Below are 20,275 nucleotides of genomic sequence, written 5' to 3'. Positions count from 1 at the left end.
AGACCAATTTGCTCGCGCTCAACGCCACCATCGAGGCCGCCCGCGCCGGCGAGGCCGGCCGCGGCTTCGCCGTCGTGGCGAGCGAGGTGAAGTCGCTGGCGAGCCAGACCGCGAAGGCGACCGACGAGATCTCCTCGCATATCGCAGGCATGCAGGGCGCCACCGCCGAATCGGTTGCCGCGATCAAGGAGATCGGCGCGACCATCGGCCAGATCTCGTCGATCTCGACCTCGATCGCGAGCGCGGTGGAGCAGCAGGGCGCCGCCACCCAGGAGATCGCCCGCAGCGTCCAGACCGTTGCGCAGGGCACCCAGACCGCGGCCACCGATATCGGCGAGGTCAACCGCGGCGCCGCCGAGACCGGCTCGGCTTCGGAAGAAGTGCTGAACTCGGCCAAGACGCTGTCGAGCGAAAGCACCCGCCTTCGCGCCGAGCTCGACCGCTTCATGGCGAATATCAGGGCGGCGTAGGGTCGCGGCTGCCTGAGGCTATTGCTGTCGCCTCAGACTCAGCCGTCGTCCCGGACAAGCGCTCCGCTCCAGACAACGCTGCGCGTTGTCGGGATCTACGCTTGTCCGGGACGACAGTGGAGTAAAGAGCGCAAGCCTCACTCCCTCCCGAACGCCCGCTTCAGCTCGACCTTCGCCCGTTCCAGCCGCGTGCGCTGCGTCTTCGGCAGAGTCTTGCCGGCGCGGTTGATGTAGAACGTCAGCATCGACAGCGCGGAGCGGTAGGCGCCGGTCTTGCGGCGGGAGCTGTGCTCGGCCGAGCGCTTCAGCGAGGCCGCAATCTTCTTGGGGTCCTTGAGCTTGAACACGCCGCGCTTGAGATCGAGCGCGTCGCTCTCCTGCGTCACCCGTTGCGACCAGCGCTTCGGTGCCGCACGACGACTTGACCTCTTGCGCGTCGTGCTCACCTTGCGACGCGCGGTTTTGCGCGCGCCTGTCTTTCGTGCGCCTGTCTTCCTTGAATGTGTCGTCTTTCTGACCCGAGCCATGCGTCAACTCCCTGGGGCTCAATCGGAAACGGGTGTTCTTGGAGACTGTTCCCCCGGGAACCCGGCCCCGCCGCAAACGTTGTCGCGGGTGGCAGGCAGAATGCCGCACCCCGATGATCGGATCGACCCCGTCCACGTCATGTGAACCGGGGCCGCTTCCATTGATCAGACGCAACAACCCGATGGAATTGCAGCAAAGCCCAGTGCTGAACTATGCACCCGTAGTCCCGGCGGCGGCCGCGACCGACCGCATCGTCGAGACCAGCATTCCCTCGCGGCTCGATGGGCTGCCGTGGAGCGGCTTTCACACCCGCGTCGTGCTCGCGCTGGGCATCACCTGGATCCTTGACGGCCTCGAGGTGACTCTGGCCGGTGCGCTCTCGGGGGCGCTGAAGCAGAGCCCGTCGCTGCATTTCTCCAATCTCGAGCTCGGCATCGCGAACTCCGCCTATCTCGCGGGCGCCGTGTTAGGTGCGCTCGGCTTCGGCTGGCTGACCGATCGTATCGGCCGCAAGAAGCTGTTCTTCATCACGCTCGCGCTCTATCTCTCGGCAACGGCCGCAACCGCGCTGTCATGGGATGTCGCGAGCTACGCGCTGTTCCGCTTCCTCACCGGCGCCGGCATCGGCGGCGAGTACACCGCGATCAACTCGACGATCCAGGAGCTGGTGCCCGCACGCTATCGCGGCTGGACCGATCTCGTGATCAACGGCAGCTTCTGGATCGGCGCTGCGATGGGCGCCGTGGCGGCCATCGTGCTGCTCGATCCCGCAGTGATCGGGCCCGATCTCGGCTGGCGCCTGGCCTATCTGATCGGTGCCGCCGTCGGCCTCGTCGTTCTCTTGATGCGGATGTGGATCCCGGAGAGTCCGCGCTGGCTGATGATCCATGGCCGCCCCGACGAGGCCCATGCCATCGTCGACGGGATCGAGCGCTCGGTGATCGGTCATGACCAGGATACGACCGACGGGCGCTTCACCAAGATCCGCTTGAAGATGCGCGATCACACGCCAATCAGTGAGGTCGTCCACACGTTGTTCTCGGCCTATCGCCAGCGTGCGCTGGTCGGCCTCGTGCTGATGAGTGCGCAGGCGTTCTTCTACAACGCCATCTTCTTCACCTTCGCGCTGGTGCTGACCGATTTCTACGGCATCAGCGCCGATCAAGTCGGCTGGTACCTCTTACCCTTCGCTGCCGGCAATTTCCTCGGGCCCCTGCTGCTCGGCCGTCTGTTCGATACGCTCGGCCGCCGCACCATGATCATGTTCACCTATGGCGCATCGGGCCTGTTGCTGGCGCTGTCAGGCTATCTGTTCTCGATCGGCGTGCTGAGCGCGCAGGGGCAGACCATCGCCTGGATGGTGATCTTCTTCTTCGCTTCGCCCGCCGCGAGCGCGGCCTATCTTACCGTCAGCGAGAATTTCCCGCTCGAAGTGCGCGCACTGGCGATCGCGGTGTTCTATGCGGTCGGCACCGGCATCGGCGGCGTGATCGGGCCGGCGCTGTTCGGCGCGCTGATCGACACGGGATCACGCAACAGCGTGTTCGCCGGCTATCTGCTGGGGGCAGTCCTGATGATCGCGGCTGCGATCGTGGCGTGGCGTTATGCCGTCTCCGCGGAGCGCAAATCGCTCGAACATGTCGCGCGCCCGCTCGCCTTTATGGAGTAGACTGATGAAATCGGAACTTGCGGAAATGGCGTTGGACCAGAAGCGCACCATGCTGGATGACGATACGCCGGAAACGGTGCCGGTGCCGCATGCGCTGGTACCGCATCTCGATGAAATCGCCATTCTGCTCGACATCGACGGCACGCTGCTCGAGTTGATGCCGACGCCGCGCGAGGTGTGGGTGCCGCCGGGCCTGTCGGAAACACTGAAGCATCTGACCGAGCGCACCTCCGGGGCGCTGGCGCTGGTGAGCGGCCGCTCGCTCAACGACATCGACCTGATCTTCGCGCCCGACGTGTTCCGCGCCGTCGCCGGCCATGGCGCGGAGATGCGGCTGTCGGTGGACAGTGAAGCAGATGACGTGCACGCGCCGCCGCTCGACAAGGAGCTGAAGCGGCGTCTGGCCGCCATCGCCAAGCTCAGCCCTGGCATCCTGCTCGAGGACAAGGGCTATTCGCTCGCGCTGCATTACCGCCTTGCGCCGCATGCGGAGAAGGCGATTTACGAATCCGTTTCGCTGATCCGCGCCGATCTGCCCAATGCGCCGATCGAGGTGCTGCCGGGCAAGTTCGTCTGCGAGATCAAGCATTCCGGCTTCACCAAGGCGAGCGGCGTGCGCGAATTGATGAAGCACGAGCCGTTCAGCGGACGACGCCCGTTGTTCATCGGCGACGACGTCACCGATGAAACGGTGTTCGCGATCATGCCCGACATGGACGGGCTCGCCTTCTCGGTCGGCCGCCGCGCCATGGGCGTGAATGGCCACTTCGATGCGCCGAGCGATGTGCGTGCGTTCCTTGCGCGCCTGCTCGATCCGAGGTGAAACGAAGGCGGCGCCACCTCGCAGACATAAATGCCCTCAGCGCAACGCCGTTGCGCGCCGCAATGCATGCCACGCTATAGAAACGGAAAAGCTGTCTTTGCAGCGAAATTCCCCAGTTCCGCCAGCGAAACCAGTTCCAACGCGCGCGCCCGATTTTGGTTTCAATTGGTTGAAACGATGGTCAGGAACCATATTGATGAACGGCAGTTAAACGGGGTGGAATGAACAGGAGGGGACGACCTGTGAACTTGATCGTCGTTTCGAATCGCGTCGCCCGCGGCAAACCCAACGAGCCCATGACGGGCGGCCTTGCGGCGGCATTGCTTCCCGTGGTGGAATATTCTGGTGCGATCTGGGTCGGTTCCTCCGGCCGGGTGCGTGATGGTCATCAGAAGGAACCGTTCGCCGAGATCGAGGCGCTCGGGACAGGCGCGATTGCGACGCTGGATCTGCCGGCGGCGCATTACGGCGGTTATTACGAGGGCTTCGCCAATTCGGCGTTGTGGCCGGCGCTGCACTCGCGCAGCGATCTGATCCGCGTCTCGCGCGAGGACTATGTCAGCTATCGCGAGGTCAACGCTTTCATGGCGCGCGCCTTGCTGCGTTTCCGCAAAGCCCGGACCGCGTTCTGGGTGCAAGACTATCATTTCCTCGCGCTCGGCGCCGAGCTGCGCGAGCTCGGCGTCGATGATCCCATCGGCTTCTTCCTGCATACGCCGTGGCCCGTCGCCGCGGTGATGCAGGGCGTGCCCAATCATCGCGAGCTGATCACGGCGATGCTGGCTTACGATCTGCTCGGCTTCCAGACCGAGGAAGACCGGCAGAACTTCCTCGGCTATGTAGGCGCCGAGCTCGGCCTCGCCATCGAGGACGGCGTCGTAATCTCGCAGCACGGTCGCACGCGGTGCGAAGTCTTTCCCATCGGCATCGATGCGGAGAAGTTCGCCGCCTATGCCGCGAAGTCAGCCGCGCATCCGGATGTGTCGCGCCTGCGCCGCAGCCTCAACGGCGAGCGCCTCGCGATCGGCGTCGACCGGCTCGACTATTCCAAGGGTCTCGTCAACCGCATCAGCGCGTTCGACCGGCTCTGGACCGAGCAGCCGCAGTTTGCGCGCAGCATCTCGCTGCTCCAGATCGCCAATCCCTCGCGCGGCGGCATCGAGGCCTATGGCAATCTCCAGAACGAGGTCGCGCGCCTCGTCACCGACGTCAACGGCCGCCACGGCGAGGTCGACTGGACGCCGATCCGCTATTTGAACAAAGGCTTCAGCCAGGCCGTGCTCGCGGGTCTCTACCGCACCGCGCAGATCGGCGTGGTGACGCCGCTGCATGACGGCATGAATCTCGTCGCCAAGGAATATGTCGCCGCGCAAAACCCGGCCGATCCCGGCGTGCTGGTGCTGTCGAAATTCGCCGGCGCCGCCAACGAGCTCGACGCCGCGCTGCTGGTCAATCCGCACGACATCGACGGCATGGCCCGCATGATCGCAGTCGCGGCATCGATGCCGCTCACCGAGCGCAAGATGCGCTGGGACGCGATGATGAAGAAGCTGCGCGGCCACACCATCCAGCAATGGTCCGCCGATTTCGTTGCCGGGCTCGAGAAGTGCCGCACCGAGAAGGCCGCCGTGGCGCCGCTCGCGGCCCAGCCGCCGCAGGCGCTGCGCTGGCTGAAGTCGGCGATCTCAGGCGTGCGCTTGATCTAGGTCTTCTCCCTCTCCCCGGTACTTGCGGGGAGAGGTGAAAACCCCAGCCTCAATAACAATACGACACGCCGTCCAGGATCGCGCATTGTCGCTTGTTCGGCGCGTTCGGATCGTCCAGCGGCACCACGCCCTTGCCCTGGCCGACGAACACGCCGGGCCCGACATGCACCGAGCTCTTGTTGCCGATGATGACGCTCTGATGCGGCGTCGAGCTCGATCGCGTACCGTCCGGCCAGAGGATGGCATCGCCCGAAAGCACGCCGCGCCGGCCGTCGTCGCAGCTGACGTCGACACCGTGCCGGGTGCAGACCTGGGCCAGGGCCGGGGCGGCAAGGGCCGTGCCGAGGGCCGAAATCAGGCTCAAGGCCGCGATGGTCTTGTAGACGGTCATGGCGTCCCCGGTCGTGTTTGGCGGCCTGCCGTGAATCGTCGCGCCAGAGCCGCCCGCGGTTCAGCCATCGGTCAGTCCATGCGCGTATCGAGACTGATATTGTGCTGTAAATACAATAAGTTGCGGAAAATCATCCGATTTGTCCCGCGGTCCCTTGCAAAATTGTCTGCGCCCCTTCAAGAGAGGGCGCTCCGGAGAGATGGCCGAGTGGCTTAAGGCGCACGCTTGGAAAGCGTGTGTGCGGGAAACCGTACCGTGGGTTCGAATCCCACTCTCTCCGCCAGCCAGTGGGTGTCCAGCCCGGACACATAGGTAACGAATCGTACCTGAGACATGGGTGACAACCTCGTGCCGAACGGGTTGTCGAAGGTTGCAGGTCACTCCACGCTGTCGCGCCGAAGCCCGCAGGGCGAAGGCGGACTTGTTGCCGTTTGCTTCGGCTCGGCAAGCCGGCCGGGGTCAAACTTCTTCTGAGCCCTCCGCCGCGATCTTACCCCGTCAATTTCCACCTCCCGTCTCCGGCTCGCTTCAGCGCCGGATCGCTCACCTTCACATGCTCCGCCAGAAAATCGATGAACGCGCGCACGCGTGCCGGGAGTGGGGCGGTGTGGCCGACATAGACGGCGTGGATATCTTCGCGGTCGCCGGGATTGTAGCTTTGCAGCACCGGGACGAGGCGGCCGGATTCGATGTCGGGGCCGATGTGGAAGAGCGCGAGGCGCGCGAGACCGATACCGCCGAGGCAGAGGCGGCGGGCGGCTTCGCCGTCGCTGGCGCGCGCGACGGGCGGGGGCAGGGCCTCCTCGGCGTGGTCGCCACGCCTGAACGGCCAGCCGCGGATGCTGCGCGGAAAGGTCCAGCCGATGCCGCGGTGGTCGGCGAGATCGGCCGGAATCTTCGGCGTGCCGCAGCGGGCGAGATAATCCGGCGCGCCGACCACGACCATGCGGCTGGTGCCGAGCTTTCGCGCGACCAGGCGCGAGGCGCGTAAGGGACCGACGCGGATGGCGACGTCGGCGCGCTCCTGCATCAGGTCGATCACCGTATCGGTCAGCACGAGATCAAGCGTGACGTCGGGATGCTGCTTTAGAAAGCGCGGGATCAACGGCATCACATGCAGCATGCCGAAGGGAATGTTGCAATTGACCGTGAGGCGGCCGCGCGGCGCCGCGCCCGAGGCCGCTTCGCGCTCGGCCTCCTCCATCTCGGCGAGGATGCGCAACGAGCGCTCGTAGAAGGCCTGGCCTTCCGCCGTCAGCGTCAGCTTGCGCGTGGTGCGGTTGACGAGCCGCGCGCCGAGGCGCGCCTCCAGACGCGAGATCAGCTTGCTGACGCCCGATGGCGTCAGGCGCAGCTTTCGTGCGGCCTGGGTGAAGCCGCCGAGGTCGACGACGCGGACGAAGACCTCCATCTCGGCCGAGCGGTTCGTGTCGAAACGGGCCATGTTGAATTCATGTCACAAATGATTGGATTGCGGACATCCTAATGGTTTTGCCCCGGTGCAGCTATCTGCGTGGCTCGTCTCATCCCTTGGAGCAACGCATGCCTCCCGCCGTCCTCGCGCTCACCGCCGGTGCCTTCGGCATCGGCACCACCGAATTCATCATCATGGGCCTGCTGCTGCAGGTCGCCGCCGACATGCGCGTCTCGGTGCCGGTCGCGGGCCTGCTGATATCAGGCTATGCGCTCGGCGTGTTCGTTGGCGCGCCGGTACTGACGCTGGCGACGCGGCGCATGCCGCGGAAAACCGTGCTGCTGGCCTTGATGGCGATCTTCACGCTCGGCAACGCAGCTTGCGCGCTGGCGCCGACTTACGAATTGCTGATGGCCGCACGCGTGCTGACCTCGCTCGCGCACGGCACGTTCTTCGGCGTCGGCTCGGTGGTGGCCACCAGCCTCGTCGCCGAGGACAAGCGTGCCTCCGCAATCGCCACCATGTTTATCGGCCTGACGGTCGCGACGCTGCTGGGCGTGCCCTTCGGTGCCTGGTTCGGCCTGATGCTCGGTTGGCGCGCGGCGTTCTGGGCGGTGACCGTCATCGGCCTGATCGCGTTCGCGGTCGTCGCCGCGCTGGTGCCGGGCCATGTCGGCAACGACGACAAGCCGATCTCGCTTGCCGAGGAAGTGGCCGTGCTCGGCCGTCCGCAGGTGCTGCTCGGTCTTGCGATGACCGTGTTCGGCTTCGCCGGCCTGTTCGTCGTCTTCACCTACATCCAGCCGATCCTGACGCGCTTCACCGGCTTTTCGGAGACCGCAGTGTCGCCGATCCTGCTGGTGTTCGGCGTCGGTCTTGCGATCGGCAATGTCGCCGGCGGCAAGCTCGCTGACACAGGCCTCGCGCGCGCCCTGATCGGCACGCTCGCAGCGCTCGCTATCGTGCTGCTTGGCCTGGCCGCCGTGCTGTCGATCAAGATCGCAGCAATCGTGCTGATCCTGCTACTTGGCATCGCCGCTTTCGCAACCGTCGCGCCGCTCCAGCTTCGCGTATTGGAGGCTGCCGGCCCGAGCGGCCGGACGCTCGCCTCCAGCCTCAACATCGCCGCGTTCAATCTCGGCAACGCACTCGGCGCCTGGGTCGGTGGCGTCACCATCGACCACGGGCTCGGTCTCTCCGCGCTGCCGCTGGTTGCGGCCGGGATCACGGCCATTGGTCTCGTGCTGGCGCTGTGGAGTCTGCAGCTCGATCGCACGGCCACCGCAGCCGCGGCGTGCCCGGCCGAATAGGAGAGCGATCATGGAATACCGCAATCTAGGCGCTTCCGGGCTCAAAGTTCCCGTCCTCAGCTTCGGCACCGGCACGTTCGGCGGCCAGGGTCCATTGTTCTCCGCCTGGGGCCGCAGCGGCACCGATGAGGCCCTCAGGCTTGTCGATATCTGCCTTGATGCCGGCGTCAATCTGTTCGACAGCGCCGATGTCTATTCGAACGGCGCCTCCGAGGAGATCCTCGGCGCTGCGATCAAGGGGCGCCGCGACAAGGTGCTGATCTCGACCAAGATGAGCCTGCCGATGGGCGACGGTCCGCTCGATGCCGGCTCGTCGCGGCGGCGGCTGCTTGCCTCGGTCGATGCGGCGCTACGACGGCTCGGCACGGACCATGTCGATCTGCTTCAGCTCCACGCCTTCGACGCGTTCACGCCGATCGAGGAGGTGCTGTCCACGCTCGATATGCTCGTGCGCGCCGGCAAGCTGCGCTATGTCGGCGTCTCGAATTTCGCCGGCTGGCAGCTGATGAAGTCGCTCGCCATCGCGGACCGGCATGGCTGGCCGCGCTATGTCGCGCACCAGGTCTATTACTCGCTGCTCGGGCGGGACTATGAATGGGAGCTGATGCCGCTCGCGCGCGATCAGGGCGTCGGCGCACTGGTCTGGAGCCCGCTGGGCTGGGGCCGGCTCACGGGAAAGATCCGGCGCGACCAGCCGCTGCCGCAAGGAAGCCGCCTGCATGCCACCGCACAGTTCGGTCCGCCCGTGGACGATGCGCGCCTCCATGCGGTCGTTGACGTGCTGGATGCGATTGCCGCGGAGACCGGTCGTACCGTGCCGCAGGCCGCGATTGCCTGGCTGCTGTCGCGTCCCACGGTCTCCTCCGTGATCATCGGGGCACGCGACGAGGCGCAGCTGCGCGACAATCTCGGCGCCGTCGGCTGGTCGCTGAGCGCGGACCAGATCAAGCGGCTCGACGAGGTCAGCGCGGTGATGCCGCCTTATCCCTATTATCCGTATCGCATCCAGGATGGCTTTGCGCGGATCAATCCACCGCTGGTGTAGGAGCGCGCTCATCGACGGCTGCGATTGCGACAGAGCGTCGCGACAATGCGCCATGCAGAATCGCGCCTGTACACGGTCGCACGTCGTCCCTAACCTCCGCCTCACAATTTCCAGGAGAGGCTGGCGTGGCGAAGAAGACGGCGACCAAGAAGAAGACTGCGGGGAAAAAGGCGGCAACGCGATTCGCGACGAAAGCGGGGGCCCGCAAGGGGGCGGTCGCGAAACCGGCACGAAAGACGGCCGTCGGCAAATCGGCGAAGCCGCGGCGCCCGTCGGGTCAGCCATGGCAATGGTCGGCCGTGGAGACCGCGGCTGCGATCCGCTCCGGCGCCATCTCCGCGGTCGAGACGGTCGAAGCGCATCTCGAACGGATGCACGCGGTCAATCCGAAGCTCAATGCCGTCGTCGTCGATCTCTCGGAAGACGCGCTGAAGGCTGCGCATGCGGCCGACAAGCAGCGCGCCAAGGGTGGCGAGCTCGGCCTCCTGCACGGCGTGCCGATTACGATCAAGGAAAATGTAGACTACGAGGGGCGGCCGAATTTCAACGGCGTACCCGCCAACAAGGACCTCATCGCACCCTCCGACTCGCCCGTGGTGCGCAACCTGAAGAAATCAGGCGCGATCGTCATCGGTCTCACCAACACGCCCGAATTCTCCTTCCGCGGCTTCACCGACAATCCCCTGCACGGGCTGACGCTCAACCCCTGGGATCCCGACATCACCTGCGGCGGCTCGTCGGGCGGGGCGGGCTCGGCGGTCGCGGCGGGCATCGGCACCATCGCCCACGGCAACGACATCGGCGGCTCGCTGCGCTGGCCGGCGCATTGCAATGGCGTCGCCACCATCAAGCCGACGCAGGGCCGCATCCCCGCATTCAACGGAAGCGCGACGTCGGAGCGGCCGATGCTGGCACATCTGATGTCGGCGCAGGGGCCGCTCGCGCGCCACGTCGCCGACGTGCGCCTCGCCTTGGAGGTCATGAGTCAGCGCGATCCGCGCGATCCCTGGTGGGTGCCGGCGCCGCTGGTCGGCGAGCGGCCGAAGCGGCCGATCAAGGTCGCGCTGGCAAAAATCCCCGAGGACATGGATGTCGATCCGTCCGTCGCCGCGGCGCTGCGCCAGGCTGCCGATCATCTGGAGCGGTCCGGCTATCGCGTCAGCGAGATCGACGTGCCCGACATCAACGGCGTCTGGCAAACCTGGTGCGACATCATCACCAACGAGACCGTAATGATGCAGGAGGCCGCCATGTTGAAGGTCACGTCCGAGGATTTTCACAAGGCTTGGGGCGGCATGAAGGCGAAGGCCAACGTGCTCGATCTCAAGGGCTGGATGCAGGCCACCGCCGCGCGCAACCGCCATATCCGCGCCTGGCAATTGTTCTTCGAGGACTATCCGATCGTGCTGGCGCCGACCACGGTGAAGCCGACGCCGGGCCCCCGCGAGGACACCGTCAGCCCCGAGCGCGTGCGCGAGATCTTCTGGGGCGAGATCCGCTTCATCTCCGCCATCAACGTGCTGGGCCTGCCCGGCGCGGTGGTGCCGGTGGCGCTGCATGAGCGCAAGCCGATCGGCGTGCAACTGATCGCCGGGCGCTACCGCGAGGATCTCGCACTCGATGCCGCAGCCGCGATCGAGAAGCGCGTCGGCGTGCTTGCACATCGGCTGTGGGAGCAGATGGGCTGATGCCGCGAGCTATCGCAGCGTTGACGGTGGCACCCTCGTCCTTGTGGGAGAGGGTGCCTGCGGGCGTTGGTTAATCGGCCTTAACCCGAATTTCAGTCAGTCCGCGAGCAAGCGTTAGGGTTACTTCCTCGATCTCTAGGCGAATTATTGTCCGCTTTACCACCCGCCTCTAACAGAGGAGCGGCGGATAACGCACAGGCCTCATTCTAGGCCAAATAAGTGCGGCCCGCTCCACGCGGAGGTGGCACGATGCGCAACGAGACGATCGCTATTCACGCCGGCTACGAGCCTGAAGCCACCACGCACGCCGTGGCCGTGCCGATCTACCAGACCGCGGCCTACGCCTTCGACAGCGCCGATCACGGCGCGGCCCTGTTCAATCTCGAGACCGAAGGCTTTCGCTACAGCCGCATCGCCAATCCGACCAGCGCAGTGCTGGAGAAACGCATCGCCCAGCTCGAAGGCGGCGTCGGCGCGCTTGCGGTCGCGACCGGGCAGGCCGCGCTGCATTTCGCCTTCGTCAATGTCGCCGATCACGGTGGCAACATCGTCTCCGTGCCGCAGCTCTACGGCACCACGCACACGCTGCTCTCCCACATCCTGCCGCGCCAGGGCATCATCGGCCGTTTCGCAGAGAGCGATAAGCCTGAGGCGGTCGAGAAGCTGATCGACGACAACACCCGCGCCGTGTTCGCCGAGACCATCGGCAATCCCGCCGGCAATGTCTGCGACATCGAGGCGCTGGCGAAGGTCGCGCATGCGCATGGCGTGCCGCTGATCGTCGACAACACCGTGGCAACTCCGATCCTCTTCAAGCCGTTCGACTACGGGGCCGACATCGCGGTGCATTCGCTGACCAAGTTCCTGGGCGGGCACGGCACCACGCTCGGCGGCGCCATCGTGGATTCCGGAAATTTCCCCTGGGCCAGGTACGCCGACCGCTTCCCGGCCTATAACAAGCCCGACGCTTCCTATCACGGCCTCGTCTATGCCGAGCGCTTCGGCAAGACCGCCTATATCGAGCGGGCGCGCAGCGTGTATCAGCGCACCATGGGCTCGGTGCTGTCGCCGTTCAACGCCTTCCTGCTGCTCCAGGGCATCGAGACCGTGGCGCTGCGCATGGAGCGCCATGTCGAGAACGCCCGCAAGGTCGCCGAATTCCTGCGCGACGATCCGCGCGTGGCCTGGGTCAATTACACCGGTTTTCCGGACAGCCCCTATTATCCCCTGGTGCAGAAGTACCTGAGCGGCAACGCCTCCTCGCTGTTCACCTTCGGCATCAAGGGCGGCATGGAGGCCGGCAAGACGTTCTACGATGCGCTGAAGCTGATCACGCGCCTCGTCAATATCGGCGATGCCAAGTCGCTCGCCTGCCACCCGGCCTCGACCACCCATCGCCAGATGTCGGCGGAGCAGCAGCGCGCCGCCGGCGTGCTGCCGGAGACGATCCGTCTGTCGATCGGCATCGAGCATGTCTCCGACATCATTGCGGACATCGATCAGGCGCTGGAAAAGGCCTGCCCGTCGGCGCGCCGCGAGGCCGCGGAGTAGACAGCGCCGGCCATGACGATCTTGATCGACAGGGATCAGGTCATCGCGGGCCCGGCGCTGGTGCCGGCCGCGCACGAACTCGCGAGCGATGCCGGCGCCGAGCTCACCATCGGCCTCGTCAACAACATGCCGGATGCCGCGTTGAAGGCGACCGAGCGGCAGTTCATGAAGCTGCTTCAGGACGCAGCGGGCTCGCGCCGTATCCGCTTCCACTGCTTCTCGCTTCCCAGCGTGAAGCGGTCGCCGGAAGCGAAGTGGCATGTGGAGAGCGAATATTCCGACCTTTCCGATCTCGAGCGCGGCAAATTCGACGGGCTGATCGTAACAGGCGCGGAGCCGATCGCACCCGAACTCGAGCGGGAGCCGTACTGGCGCGACCTCACCAACCTGATCGACTGGGCCAAGGCCAACACCCGTTCGACGATCTGGTCGTGCCTTGCCGCGCATGCCGCGGTGATGCACCTCGACGGCGTCGAACGGCGGCGGCTGCCGGCCAAATGTCACGGCATTTTCGATTGCGAAGTCGTCACGGACGATTCGCTGATCCGCTCTGCGCCCGCGCCGCTCAAGGTCTCGCATTCACGCCTGAACGAGATCGCCGAGAGCGACCTTGTGCAGGCCGGCTATCAGGTGCTGACACGGTCGGAGGAGGCCGGCGTCGATGTCTTCGTTCGCCAATATGCCAGCCGCTTCGTCTTCTTCCAGGGTCACCCGGAATATGACGCGCTGTCGCTGCAGCGCGAATATCTGCGTGACATCGGCCGCTACCTCGCGCGGGAGCGGGAGACCTATCCGCGCCTGCCGGCGAGTTATTTTGATGCAGCGACGGAAGAGAAGCTGACTCGCTTCGAGAGGAAGGCGGCGCACCAGCGCCATCCGGCGCTCAGCAACGAGCTGCCAGCGCTGAACCTGCGCGCCGATATCGGCGCGGGCGACGCGGCGGCGGTGCTCTTCCGCAATTGGTTGCGCTATCTCGGCGCGGACGCCGACGCGTCGATGTCGATGCGCTAGCCGAAGCGGTCTTGGCTCGGCGTTAGGATTACCCGGGCGTTAGGCTTGCCTCGACCTGCGCACGAATGTTTCAGTAGAGCGAGAAGGCATTACGGGAAACGCAGTCGTGTGGTCGGCACTCCAGGGACGCGTGAGCAATCGGCTGGCCCGGCATTTCCGTGCTGCGCCACACCGGCTGCCTGCGCATGCGCCGATGGTGAGCTTCACGTTCGACGACGCCCCCGACAGCGCCGCGGGCGAGGGCGCCGAGCTTCTGGAGCGACATGGCGGCCGCGGCACCTATTACCTTGCCGGCAGCCTGATCGGTCGGCCGTCGGAGCATTGGCACGGCCTGTCGGATGGCGCCATCGTCCGGCTTCACCGCGCCGGGCACGAGATCGCCTGCCACACCTTCTCGCATCAGAGCTCGGCCACGCTCGACGAAGCCGCGATGGCCCGCGAGATCGAACGAAACCGCAGTCATCTCCGCGGCATCGATGCTTCGATCACGCTGGAGAATTTCGCCCATCCCTATGGCATCGCCTCGGTGTGGCGCAAGCCGCAGCTGGCAAGAGCCTTTCGTTCCGCGCGCGGAATTCTTCCCGGCGTCAACAGCGGCGTCATCGACCTCCAATTCCTGCGCGCCTCGCCGTTGATTGATTGCGAGATCGACGAGGCGGGGGTCGATCGCTATTTCGACGAGGCGGTCGCGAGCGGCGGCTGGCTGATCTTCTACGGTCACGACGTCACCGACAGGCCGAGCCCCTATGGCTGCACGCCGCATCTGATGCGTCATGCGCTGCAGGCGGCGGCCAAGCGCAACATGCCCATCGTCACGGTCGCAGAAGCGCTGCGGCGGATCGGGGCGTAGCTTCTTCTTCCTTCTCCCCTTGCGGGAGAAGGTGGCGCGAAGCGCCGGATGAGGGGTATGTCTCCGCAAACTCCTATCTGCGTTCGCGGAGAGAACCCCTCACCCGTCTCGCCGCTCACGCGACGAGCCACCCTCTCCCGCAAGGGGAGAAAGACAGCCTCTCGCCGACAACAGCCTTGCCACGCACGCGCCAGCATGCGACTGGCCTTGTGACGAATCTCACGGCCTGGTTCCATCCCGCCCATGTCCGCTCCCTCCAACGCTCCGCTGCCTGCGCCGACCAACGGCCGCGACGCGCTGTCGGTGCTGCATTCGGTGTTCGGCCTGCCGGGATTCCGCGGCGCGCAGGGCGAGATCGTCCGCCATGTCACGGACGGCGGCAATTGCCTGGTCTTGATGCCGACCGGCGGCGGCAAGTCGCTGTGCTATCAGCTTCCATCCTTGCTGCGCGAAGGCTGCGGCATCGTGGTCTCGCCGTTGATCGCGTTGATGCGCGACCAGGTCGCCGGCCTGATCGAGGCTGGCGTCAATGCCGCCGCGCTGAACTCGTCGCTGACCCCGCAGGAAGCGTCCGACATCGAACGCCGTCTGCTCGCCGGCGATCTCGACCTGCTCTATGTCGCGCCGGAACGGCTGGTCACGCCGCGCTGCCTGTCGCTGCTGGCGCAGGCGAAGGTGGCACTGTTTGCGGTCGACGAGGCGCATTGCGTCTCGCAATGGGGTCATGATTTCCGACCCGAATATGTCGGCCTTTCCGTCATCGCCGAGCGCTTTCCCGACGTGCCGCGCATCGCGCTGACCGCGACCGCCGACGAGCTGACGCGCAAGGAGATCGTCGAGCGGCTTCAGCTGACGTGCGCGCCGCAGTTCGTCTCGAGCTTCGACCGGCCCAACATCCGCTATGAGATCGTCGACAAGCGCAATGCGGTGTCGCAGCTGAAGGAATTCATCCGCGAGCGCCACATGAGCGATGCCGGCGTGGTCTATTGCCTGTCGCGCAACCGCGTCGAGGAGGTCGCCGCCGCGCTTGCCGAGGCTGGCATTGCGGCGCTGCCCTACCATGCCGGGCTCGACGGAGCCTTGCGCTCGCGCAACCAGGATCGCTTCCTCAACGAGGACGGCATCGTCATCGTCGCCACCATCGCTTTCGGCATGGGCATCGACAAGCCCGACGTGCGTTTCGTCGCCCATCTCGACCTGCCCAAGAGCATCGAGGCCTATTACCAGGAGACCGGGCGCGCCGGCCGCGACGGCAAGCCGTCGACGGCCTGGATGGCCTACGGTCTCTCCGACATCGTGCAGCAGCGCCGCATGATCGACGAATCGGCCGGATCGGAGGATTTCAAGCGGGTCTCGATCGGCAAGCTCGATGCGCTGGTCGGCCTCGCCGAGACGCCGCATTGTCGGCGCCGGCGCCTGCTCGCCTATTTCGGCGAGATCGTGATGGGCGAGAGCTGCGGCAATTGCGACAATTGCCTGATCCCGCCGAAGATGCGCGACGGCAAGGTGCTGGCGCAGAAGCTATTGTCCTGCGTCTATCGCACCGGCCAGCGTTTCGGCGCCATGCATTTGATCGACGTGCTGGTGGGGCGTCTGACCGAGAAGGTCACGCAGTTCGGCCACGACAAGCTGTCGGTGTTCGGCATCGGCCGCGAGCTCAACGAGAAGCAGTGGCGCACGGTGCTGCGGCAATTGGTGGCGGTGGGCCATTTGCGCAGCGACAGCGAAGCCTACGGCGCGCTCAAGCTGACGGAGTCTTCGCGCGGCGTGCTGCGCGGCGAGACCGAGGTCTGGCTGCGCGAGGAGGCGCCCGGCACGCGTGTTCGCGCCAGCCGCGCCAAGTCGCGCCGCGGCGACCTCGCGCCGGCGGCGAGCGCGCCGCAAGGCGACGTCGATCCCGAATTGCGCGCGCGCCTGCGCGCCTGGCGGTCAGAGATCGCGCGCGAACGCGGCGTGCCGGCCTATGTGGTGCTGCACGATGCCACGATTGACGGCATCGTCCGGGCCTGGCCGACGACGCTGGACGAGCTGCGCAACGTGCCGGGGATCGGCGACAAGAAGCTGGAGCATTACGGCGACGAGCTGCTGCAGATCGTCAGGACAAGGTAGGGCGCGTCCTGTTCCCGAGTCGTCATCCCGGACAAGCGCACCCAAAGCGCGCGCAAATCCGGGATCCATAACCACAGGCCGATGTGGTTGCGGTACGCCGGCAACCACGAATCTTCGCGAAACTAATGCTGCGGCGTATGGGTCCCGGATCTGCGCTGACGCTTGTCCGGGACGACAGCTGTGTATGAGGCGCGAGCTGAGCCGCTCACCCATTCCGGAACGCGTAGGCATATCCGTTAAGCGCCGGTGCGCCGCCGAGATGGGCGTAGAGGATCTTCGCGCCCTTCTCGAAATAGCCCTTCTTCGCAAGATCGATCAGGCCCTGCATTGACTTGCCCTCGTAGACGGGGTCGGTGATCATGCCTTCGAGGCGCGCGGTGAGGCGGATCGCCTCCTTGGTCTCCTCCGACGGCACGCCATAGGCAGGATAGGCGTAGTCTTCGATCAGCACGACGTCCTCAGTGACGAGGTCCTTGCCGAGCTCGACGAGCTTTGCCGTATTCTGCGCGATCTCGAGCACCTGCGCCTTGGTCTGGGCGGGCGTGAAGGAGGCATCGATACCGATCACTTTTCGCGCACGGCCGTCCGCCGCAAACCCGACCAGCATGCCGGCGTGGGTGGAGCCGGTGACGGTGCAGACGATGATGTAGTCGAACTTGAAGCCGAGCTCGGCTTCCTGCTTGCGCACCTCCTCGGCAAAGCCGACATAGCCGAGGCCGCCAAATTTATGCACGGAGGCGCCGGCGGGAATGGCGTAAGGCTTGCCGCCCGCGGCCTTCACTTCCTCGATCGCTTGCTCCCAGCTCTTGCGGATGCCGATGTCGAAGCCGTCGTCGACCAGGCGCACGTCGGCGCCCATGATGCGCGAAAGCATGATGTTGCCGACGCGGTCATAGACGGCGTCCTCGTGCGGCACCCAGGCTTCCTGCACCAGGCGGCATTTCATGCCGAGCTTGGCCGCGACGGCCGCGATCATGCGGGTGTGGTTGGATTGCACGCCGCCGATCGAAACCAGCGTATCGGCATTGGAGGCGATCGCATCGGGAATGATGTATTCGAGCTTGCGCAGCTTGTTGCCGCCATAGGCGAGACCGGAATTGCAGTCCTCGCGCTTGGCATAGATCTCGACATGGCCGCCGAGATGTTTTGACAGTCGCTCCAGCTTCTCGATGGGCGTCGGGCCGAAGGTCAAAGGATAGCGCGGAAATTTGTCCAGCTTCATGGGTCATCCCGATTGGCGTTGGTGTTGGCGGCTCCCTAGCACCGCGTCGGGAAAATGTGCTCTCGAATATTGTGCCATCATTGCGCGAGTTCTTGCGGGAGCCGCGCCAATCGCTAATATTCCTTTCAGAAAAGCACCTAGTTATGGAAGCTTCTTTCATGGCTGCCCGGCTCGACCGTACCGACCTCAAGATATTGAGATTGCTTCAGAATAACGGCCGGCTGAGCAATGCCGAGCTGGCCGAAACGGTCGCGATCAGCCCCGCCACCTGCCACCGCCGCACCCAGCGCCTGTTCGAGGACGGCTTCATCGCCACGGTCCGCGCCATGGTCGCGCCGAAGAAGGTGGCCAAGGGCACGCTGGTGATGGTCGGGGTCGTGCTCGATCGATCGACGCCGGAGAGCTTTGCCACCTTCGAGCAGGCGATCGCCAAGCTGAAATTCGTGCTCGACTGCCACCTCGTCGCCGGCGACTTCGATTACTTCCTCAAGATCCGCGTCGGCGACATGGAGGATTTCAACCGCATCCACGGCGAGCAGCTGATCGCGCTCCCCGGGGTGCGTCAGACCCGGACCTTCTTCGTGATGAAGGAAGTCGTCGACAATGCGCCGCTGGAGTTCTAGGCGTCAGCTGTTGATGCGCCGTCCGCATCATGAGAGATTCGTGCGATGCAGACATTCCCTTTCCGCCGTAGCAAGCGCCACGACGTGATAGCCGAGATCTGCCTGGCATTTGCGAAACGGTTTTGGGGGCAAGACCGTTGTTAGCTGGAACGTGATCGCCCGCTTGGGTCAAGCGCTATCCGCAAGCGATGGACGGCATGGATAGGTGCGGTTACCCTGCCGTGATCGCGCTGACACACTCGCCCGCCACAGTGCAGGCCGAAGAATGGAGGAGACAGCCATGAACACGTCACGCCGCATCCTGCTCACCGGTCTGGCGGGGCTCGCCGTTGCTCCGAGTGCTGCGGCGGCTGCTGCACCCACGGCCGAGCCCGGCGAGGTGACGGTCGCGGAAGAGCGCTTCGCGCGCACGATTGCGGCTGCGCATGCGCCCGACATCACCTGGGCATGGCAGGCGGAGCGCTATGCGGACGCGCACTGGCCGGAATATGTCGCGGCAGCGCGCGCGGTGATCGGCGCGCGGGTGTGATCAAGCGCCGTCACGTCTTCACCGCCCGCCGCACCTGCTCGCCGATCTGCGACAGCACGAGCTGTGCCTGCGGCAGGATTGCGCCCATGGCGTGGAAATTGTGGACCATGCCATCGTGGCAGACATGCTCGACCGCGACCCCCGCGGCGAGCAGCTTGCGGGCATAGGCATTGCCTTCGTCGCGCATCGGGTCGTATTCGGCGGTGTGGATGATCGCGGGCGGCAGGCCCGTGAGGCGTATCGCGCGCAACGGAGAGACGCGGGGATCGGCAGTATCGATGCCGCCAGGCAGATAATCGGAAAGATCGGCTTCGATGGTGACGCGATCGATCAGATGGCCCTCGGCAAAGGCTTCGCGCGAGGGCGAGGTGTCCTCGAAGTCCAGCACCGGGCAGATCAGGCACTGGGCGGCGATGGAGAGGCCGGCGGTCTGCGCCGCATTCTGGCACACGATCGCCGCGAGTGTGGCGCCGGCGGAATCGCCGCCGATGACGAGCCGGCCAGCGTCGATGCCGAGCGATGCCGCCTCGCGCGCCACCCATTCGGCGGCGGCGATCGCATCCTCGACCGCGGCGGGGAATTTGTGCTCCGGCGCGAGCCGGTAGTCGACCGACACGAGGCGGCAGCCGGTGGTATGCGCCAACGCCGCCGCAATGCGGTCGTGCGTGGCAATGCTGCCGGCGACGAGCCCGCCGCCATGAAAGAACACGAAGCCCGGTGCGGGCGCTTCAGTGCCTGCCGGCGTGTAGAGGCGATAGGGCAGCTCGCCGCCGGGACCGGGCAGCATGCCGTCGGTGGTCGTCACATCCGGCGCCTCGGCCCGGGCGAACTGCATCAGCTTTGCCAGCGATTGCCGCCGCACCTCCACACTCGGCCGGCTCCGCGCCTGCGGCGCAGCCGCAGCCATCATGGTCAACAAACGTTTTGCGAGCGGATCGAGCGGCATGGCGGACTCCGTACCATCGACCGCACTATAGCCTGTCTTACCCTCCCCTGGAGGGCAGGGCTATCGCATTTGGCCCTTTGCGCGAACTGAGTGCGCGCCTCGTCCTTCGAGACGACCGCTTCGCGGTCTCCTCAGATCCTATGGGCGGCGGGTGGTCAAGAGAGGTTAGGATTGGATTGCAAACCACCCAGCCTCGGAGGACCAAGATGATCAAGCTCGATCGCATTGACGCACCCGCCACGGCGGAGCATGCCACGGTTTACCTGGCTTTTGAACTGAGCAAAGCGAAATGGAAGCTCGGCGTGTTGCTGCCGGGCTCACAGAAGCTGAGCCGGTACACGATTGGTGGCGGTGATCTGGTGGCCTTGGCAGCGCGGCTTGCAGACGTGC

At 65.5% G+C, this 20,275-nt stretch carries 18 protein-coding genes, 1 tRNA gene and 1 pseudogene; 15 read left to right on the top strand and 5 right to left on the bottom strand.

Translation table 11 applies throughout. The features are described 5' to 3' along the window. Nucleotides 1–470 (top strand): methyl-accepting chemotaxis protein (locus HZZ13_RS35885; protein WP_246504693.1); only part of this gene is annotated, 470 nt, incomplete at its 5' end. A gap of 137 nt (nucleotides 471–607) precedes the next feature. Here the strand turns inward: HZZ13_RS35885 and HZZ13_RS35880 are convergent. Beyond that, nucleotides 608–997: a DUF3175 domain-containing protein gene (locus HZZ13_RS35880; protein WP_197964142.1), complete on the bottom strand. Its 390-nt coding sequence runs from the start codon at nucleotides 995–997 to the stop codon at nucleotides 608–610. 182 nt (nucleotides 998–1,179) lie between these two features. On the opposite strand from HZZ13_RS35880, the gene HZZ13_RS35875 reads away from it, so the two are divergent. The 3 genes from HZZ13_RS35875 to HZZ13_RS35865 all read left to right on the top strand — a co-directional run bounded on the left by HZZ13_RS35875 (nucleotide 1,180) and on the right by HZZ13_RS35865 (nucleotide 5,196). Further along, nucleotides 1,180–2,667, top strand: coding sequence for an MFS transporter (locus HZZ13_RS35875; protein WP_197964141.1), 1,488 nt, complete (start codon nucleotides 1,180–1,182; stop codon nucleotides 2,665–2,667). Nucleotides 2,668–2,671: 4 nt separating this feature from the next. Continuing rightward, nucleotides 2,672–3,490: a trehalose-phosphatase gene (gene otsB / locus HZZ13_RS35870; RefSeq protein ID WP_197964140.1), complete on the top strand. Its 819-nt coding sequence runs from the start codon at nucleotides 2,672–2,674 to the stop codon at nucleotides 3,488–3,490. A 242-nt stretch (nucleotides 3,491–3,732) separates the two neighbouring features. After that, nucleotides 3,733–5,196 (top strand): trehalose-6-phosphate synthase, encoded by a 1,464-nt coding sequence (locus tag HZZ13_RS35865; RefSeq protein ID WP_197964139.1) that lies wholly within the window; start codon nucleotides 3,733–3,735, stop codon nucleotides 5,194–5,196. A gap of 49 nt (nucleotides 5,197–5,245) precedes the next feature. On the opposite strand, the gene HZZ13_RS35860 is transcribed toward HZZ13_RS35865, so the two are convergent. After that, on the bottom strand, nucleotides 5,246–5,587 hold the full coding sequence (locus HZZ13_RS35860) for a hypothetical protein (RefSeq protein WP_197964138.1): 342 nt from the start codon (nucleotides 5,585–5,587) through the stop codon (nucleotides 5,246–5,248). Between the two features lie 193 nt (nucleotides 5,588–5,780). Here HZZ13_RS35860 and HZZ13_RS35855 point away from each other — a divergent pair. After that, nucleotides 5,781–5,870 (top strand) — tRNA-Ser (locus tag HZZ13_RS35855). A 207-nt stretch (nucleotides 5,871–6,077) separates the two neighbouring features. On the opposite strand, the gene HZZ13_RS35850 is transcribed toward HZZ13_RS35855, so the two are convergent. Next, on the bottom strand, nucleotides 6,078–7,031 hold the full coding sequence (locus HZZ13_RS35850; RefSeq protein WP_197964137.1) for a LysR family transcriptional regulator: 954 nt from the start codon (nucleotides 7,029–7,031) through the stop codon (nucleotides 6,078–6,080). Between the two features lie 98 nt (nucleotides 7,032–7,129). Between HZZ13_RS35850 and HZZ13_RS35845 the strand changes: the two genes are divergently transcribed. The 7 genes from HZZ13_RS35845 to recQ all read left to right on the top strand — a co-directional run bounded on the left by HZZ13_RS35845 (nucleotide 7,130) and on the right by recQ (nucleotide 16,565). Next, a complete protein-coding gene (locus HZZ13_RS35845) occupies nucleotides 7,130–8,311 on the top strand; it encodes an MFS transporter (protein ID WP_197964136.1) in 1,182 nt (393 codons plus the stop codon). A gap of 10 nt (nucleotides 8,312–8,321) precedes the next feature. Then, nucleotides 8,322–9,356 carry an aldo/keto reductase gene (locus HZZ13_RS35840; protein WP_197964135.1) on the top strand — a complete coding sequence of 345 codons (1,035 nt, stop codon included), beginning with the start codon at nucleotides 8,322–8,324 and terminating at the stop codon, nucleotides 9,354–9,356. Nucleotides 9,357–9,481: 125 nt separating this feature from the next. Beyond that, nucleotides 9,482–11,044 carry an amidase family protein gene (locus HZZ13_RS35835; protein ID WP_197964134.1) on the top strand — a complete coding sequence of 521 codons (1,563 nt, stop codon included), beginning with the start codon at nucleotides 9,482–9,484 and terminating at the stop codon, nucleotides 11,042–11,044. A 249-nt stretch (nucleotides 11,045–11,293) separates the two neighbouring features. Then, on the top strand, nucleotides 11,294–12,595 hold the full coding sequence (locus HZZ13_RS35830; protein WP_197964133.1) for an O-acetylhomoserine aminocarboxypropyltransferase/cysteine synthase family protein: 1,302 nt from the start codon (nucleotides 11,294–11,296) through the stop codon (nucleotides 12,593–12,595). Nucleotides 12,596–12,607: 12 nt separating this feature from the next. Beyond that, a complete protein-coding gene (gene metA, locus HZZ13_RS35825) occupies nucleotides 12,608–13,606 on the top strand; it encodes a homoserine O-succinyltransferase MetA (protein ID WP_197964132.1) in 999 nt (332 codons plus the stop codon). Between the two features lie 106 nt (nucleotides 13,607–13,712). After that, the gene (locus HZZ13_RS35820; protein WP_197964131.1) at nucleotides 13,713–14,456 is read left to right on the top strand and encodes a polysaccharide deacetylase family protein; all 744 of its coding nucleotides are present in this window, start codon (nucleotides 13,713–13,715) and stop codon (nucleotides 14,454–14,456) included. Between the two features lie 243 nt (nucleotides 14,457–14,699). Then, complete coding sequence (gene recQ / locus HZZ13_RS35815) at nucleotides 14,700–16,565, top strand: DNA helicase RecQ (protein ID WP_197964130.1); 1,866 nt, start codon at nucleotides 14,700–14,702, stop codon at nucleotides 16,563–16,565. 205 nt (nucleotides 16,566–16,770) lie between these two features. Here the strand turns inward: recQ and HZZ13_RS35810 are convergent, their stop codons facing one another. Beyond that, nucleotides 16,771–17,787, bottom strand: coding sequence for a 1-aminocyclopropane-1-carboxylate deaminase (locus HZZ13_RS35810; protein ID WP_197964129.1), 1,017 nt, complete (start codon nucleotides 17,785–17,787; stop codon nucleotides 16,771–16,773). A 158-nt stretch (nucleotides 17,788–17,945) separates the two neighbouring features. Here HZZ13_RS35810 and HZZ13_RS35805 point away from each other — a divergent pair, with 158 nt between their 5' ends. Beyond that, the gene (locus HZZ13_RS35805) at nucleotides 17,946–18,410 is read left to right on the top strand and encodes an Lrp/AsnC family transcriptional regulator (protein ID WP_197964128.1); all 465 of its coding nucleotides are present in this window, start codon (nucleotides 17,946–17,948) and stop codon (nucleotides 18,408–18,410) included. A gap of 280 nt (nucleotides 18,411–18,690) precedes the next feature. Further along, on the top strand, nucleotides 18,691–18,939 hold the full coding sequence (locus HZZ13_RS35800) for a hypothetical protein (protein ID WP_197964127.1): 249 nt from the start codon (nucleotides 18,691–18,693) through the stop codon (nucleotides 18,937–18,939). Nucleotides 18,940–18,949: 10 nt separating this feature from the next. On the opposite strand, the gene HZZ13_RS35795 is transcribed toward HZZ13_RS35800, so the two are convergent. Beyond that, nucleotides 18,950–19,885, bottom strand: coding sequence for an alpha/beta hydrolase (locus HZZ13_RS35795; protein WP_197964126.1), 936 nt, complete (start codon nucleotides 19,883–19,885; stop codon nucleotides 18,950–18,952). A gap of 206 nt (nucleotides 19,886–20,091) precedes the next feature. Between HZZ13_RS35795 and HZZ13_RS35790 the strand changes: the two are divergent. Beyond that, nucleotides 20,092–20,275 (top strand): annotated as a pseudogene (locus tag HZZ13_RS35790) (hypothetical protein); the annotation flags it as partial.

It is taken from the genome of Bradyrhizobium agreste, from assembly GCF_016031625.1.
In the GTDB taxonomy this organism is placed as follows: domain Bacteria; phylum Pseudomonadota; class Alphaproteobacteria; order Rhizobiales; family Xanthobacteraceae; genus Bradyrhizobium; species Bradyrhizobium agreste.
The sequence above is the reverse complement of the archived record's forward strand: the minus strand, read 5'-3'. Positions and strand labels throughout refer to the sequence as shown.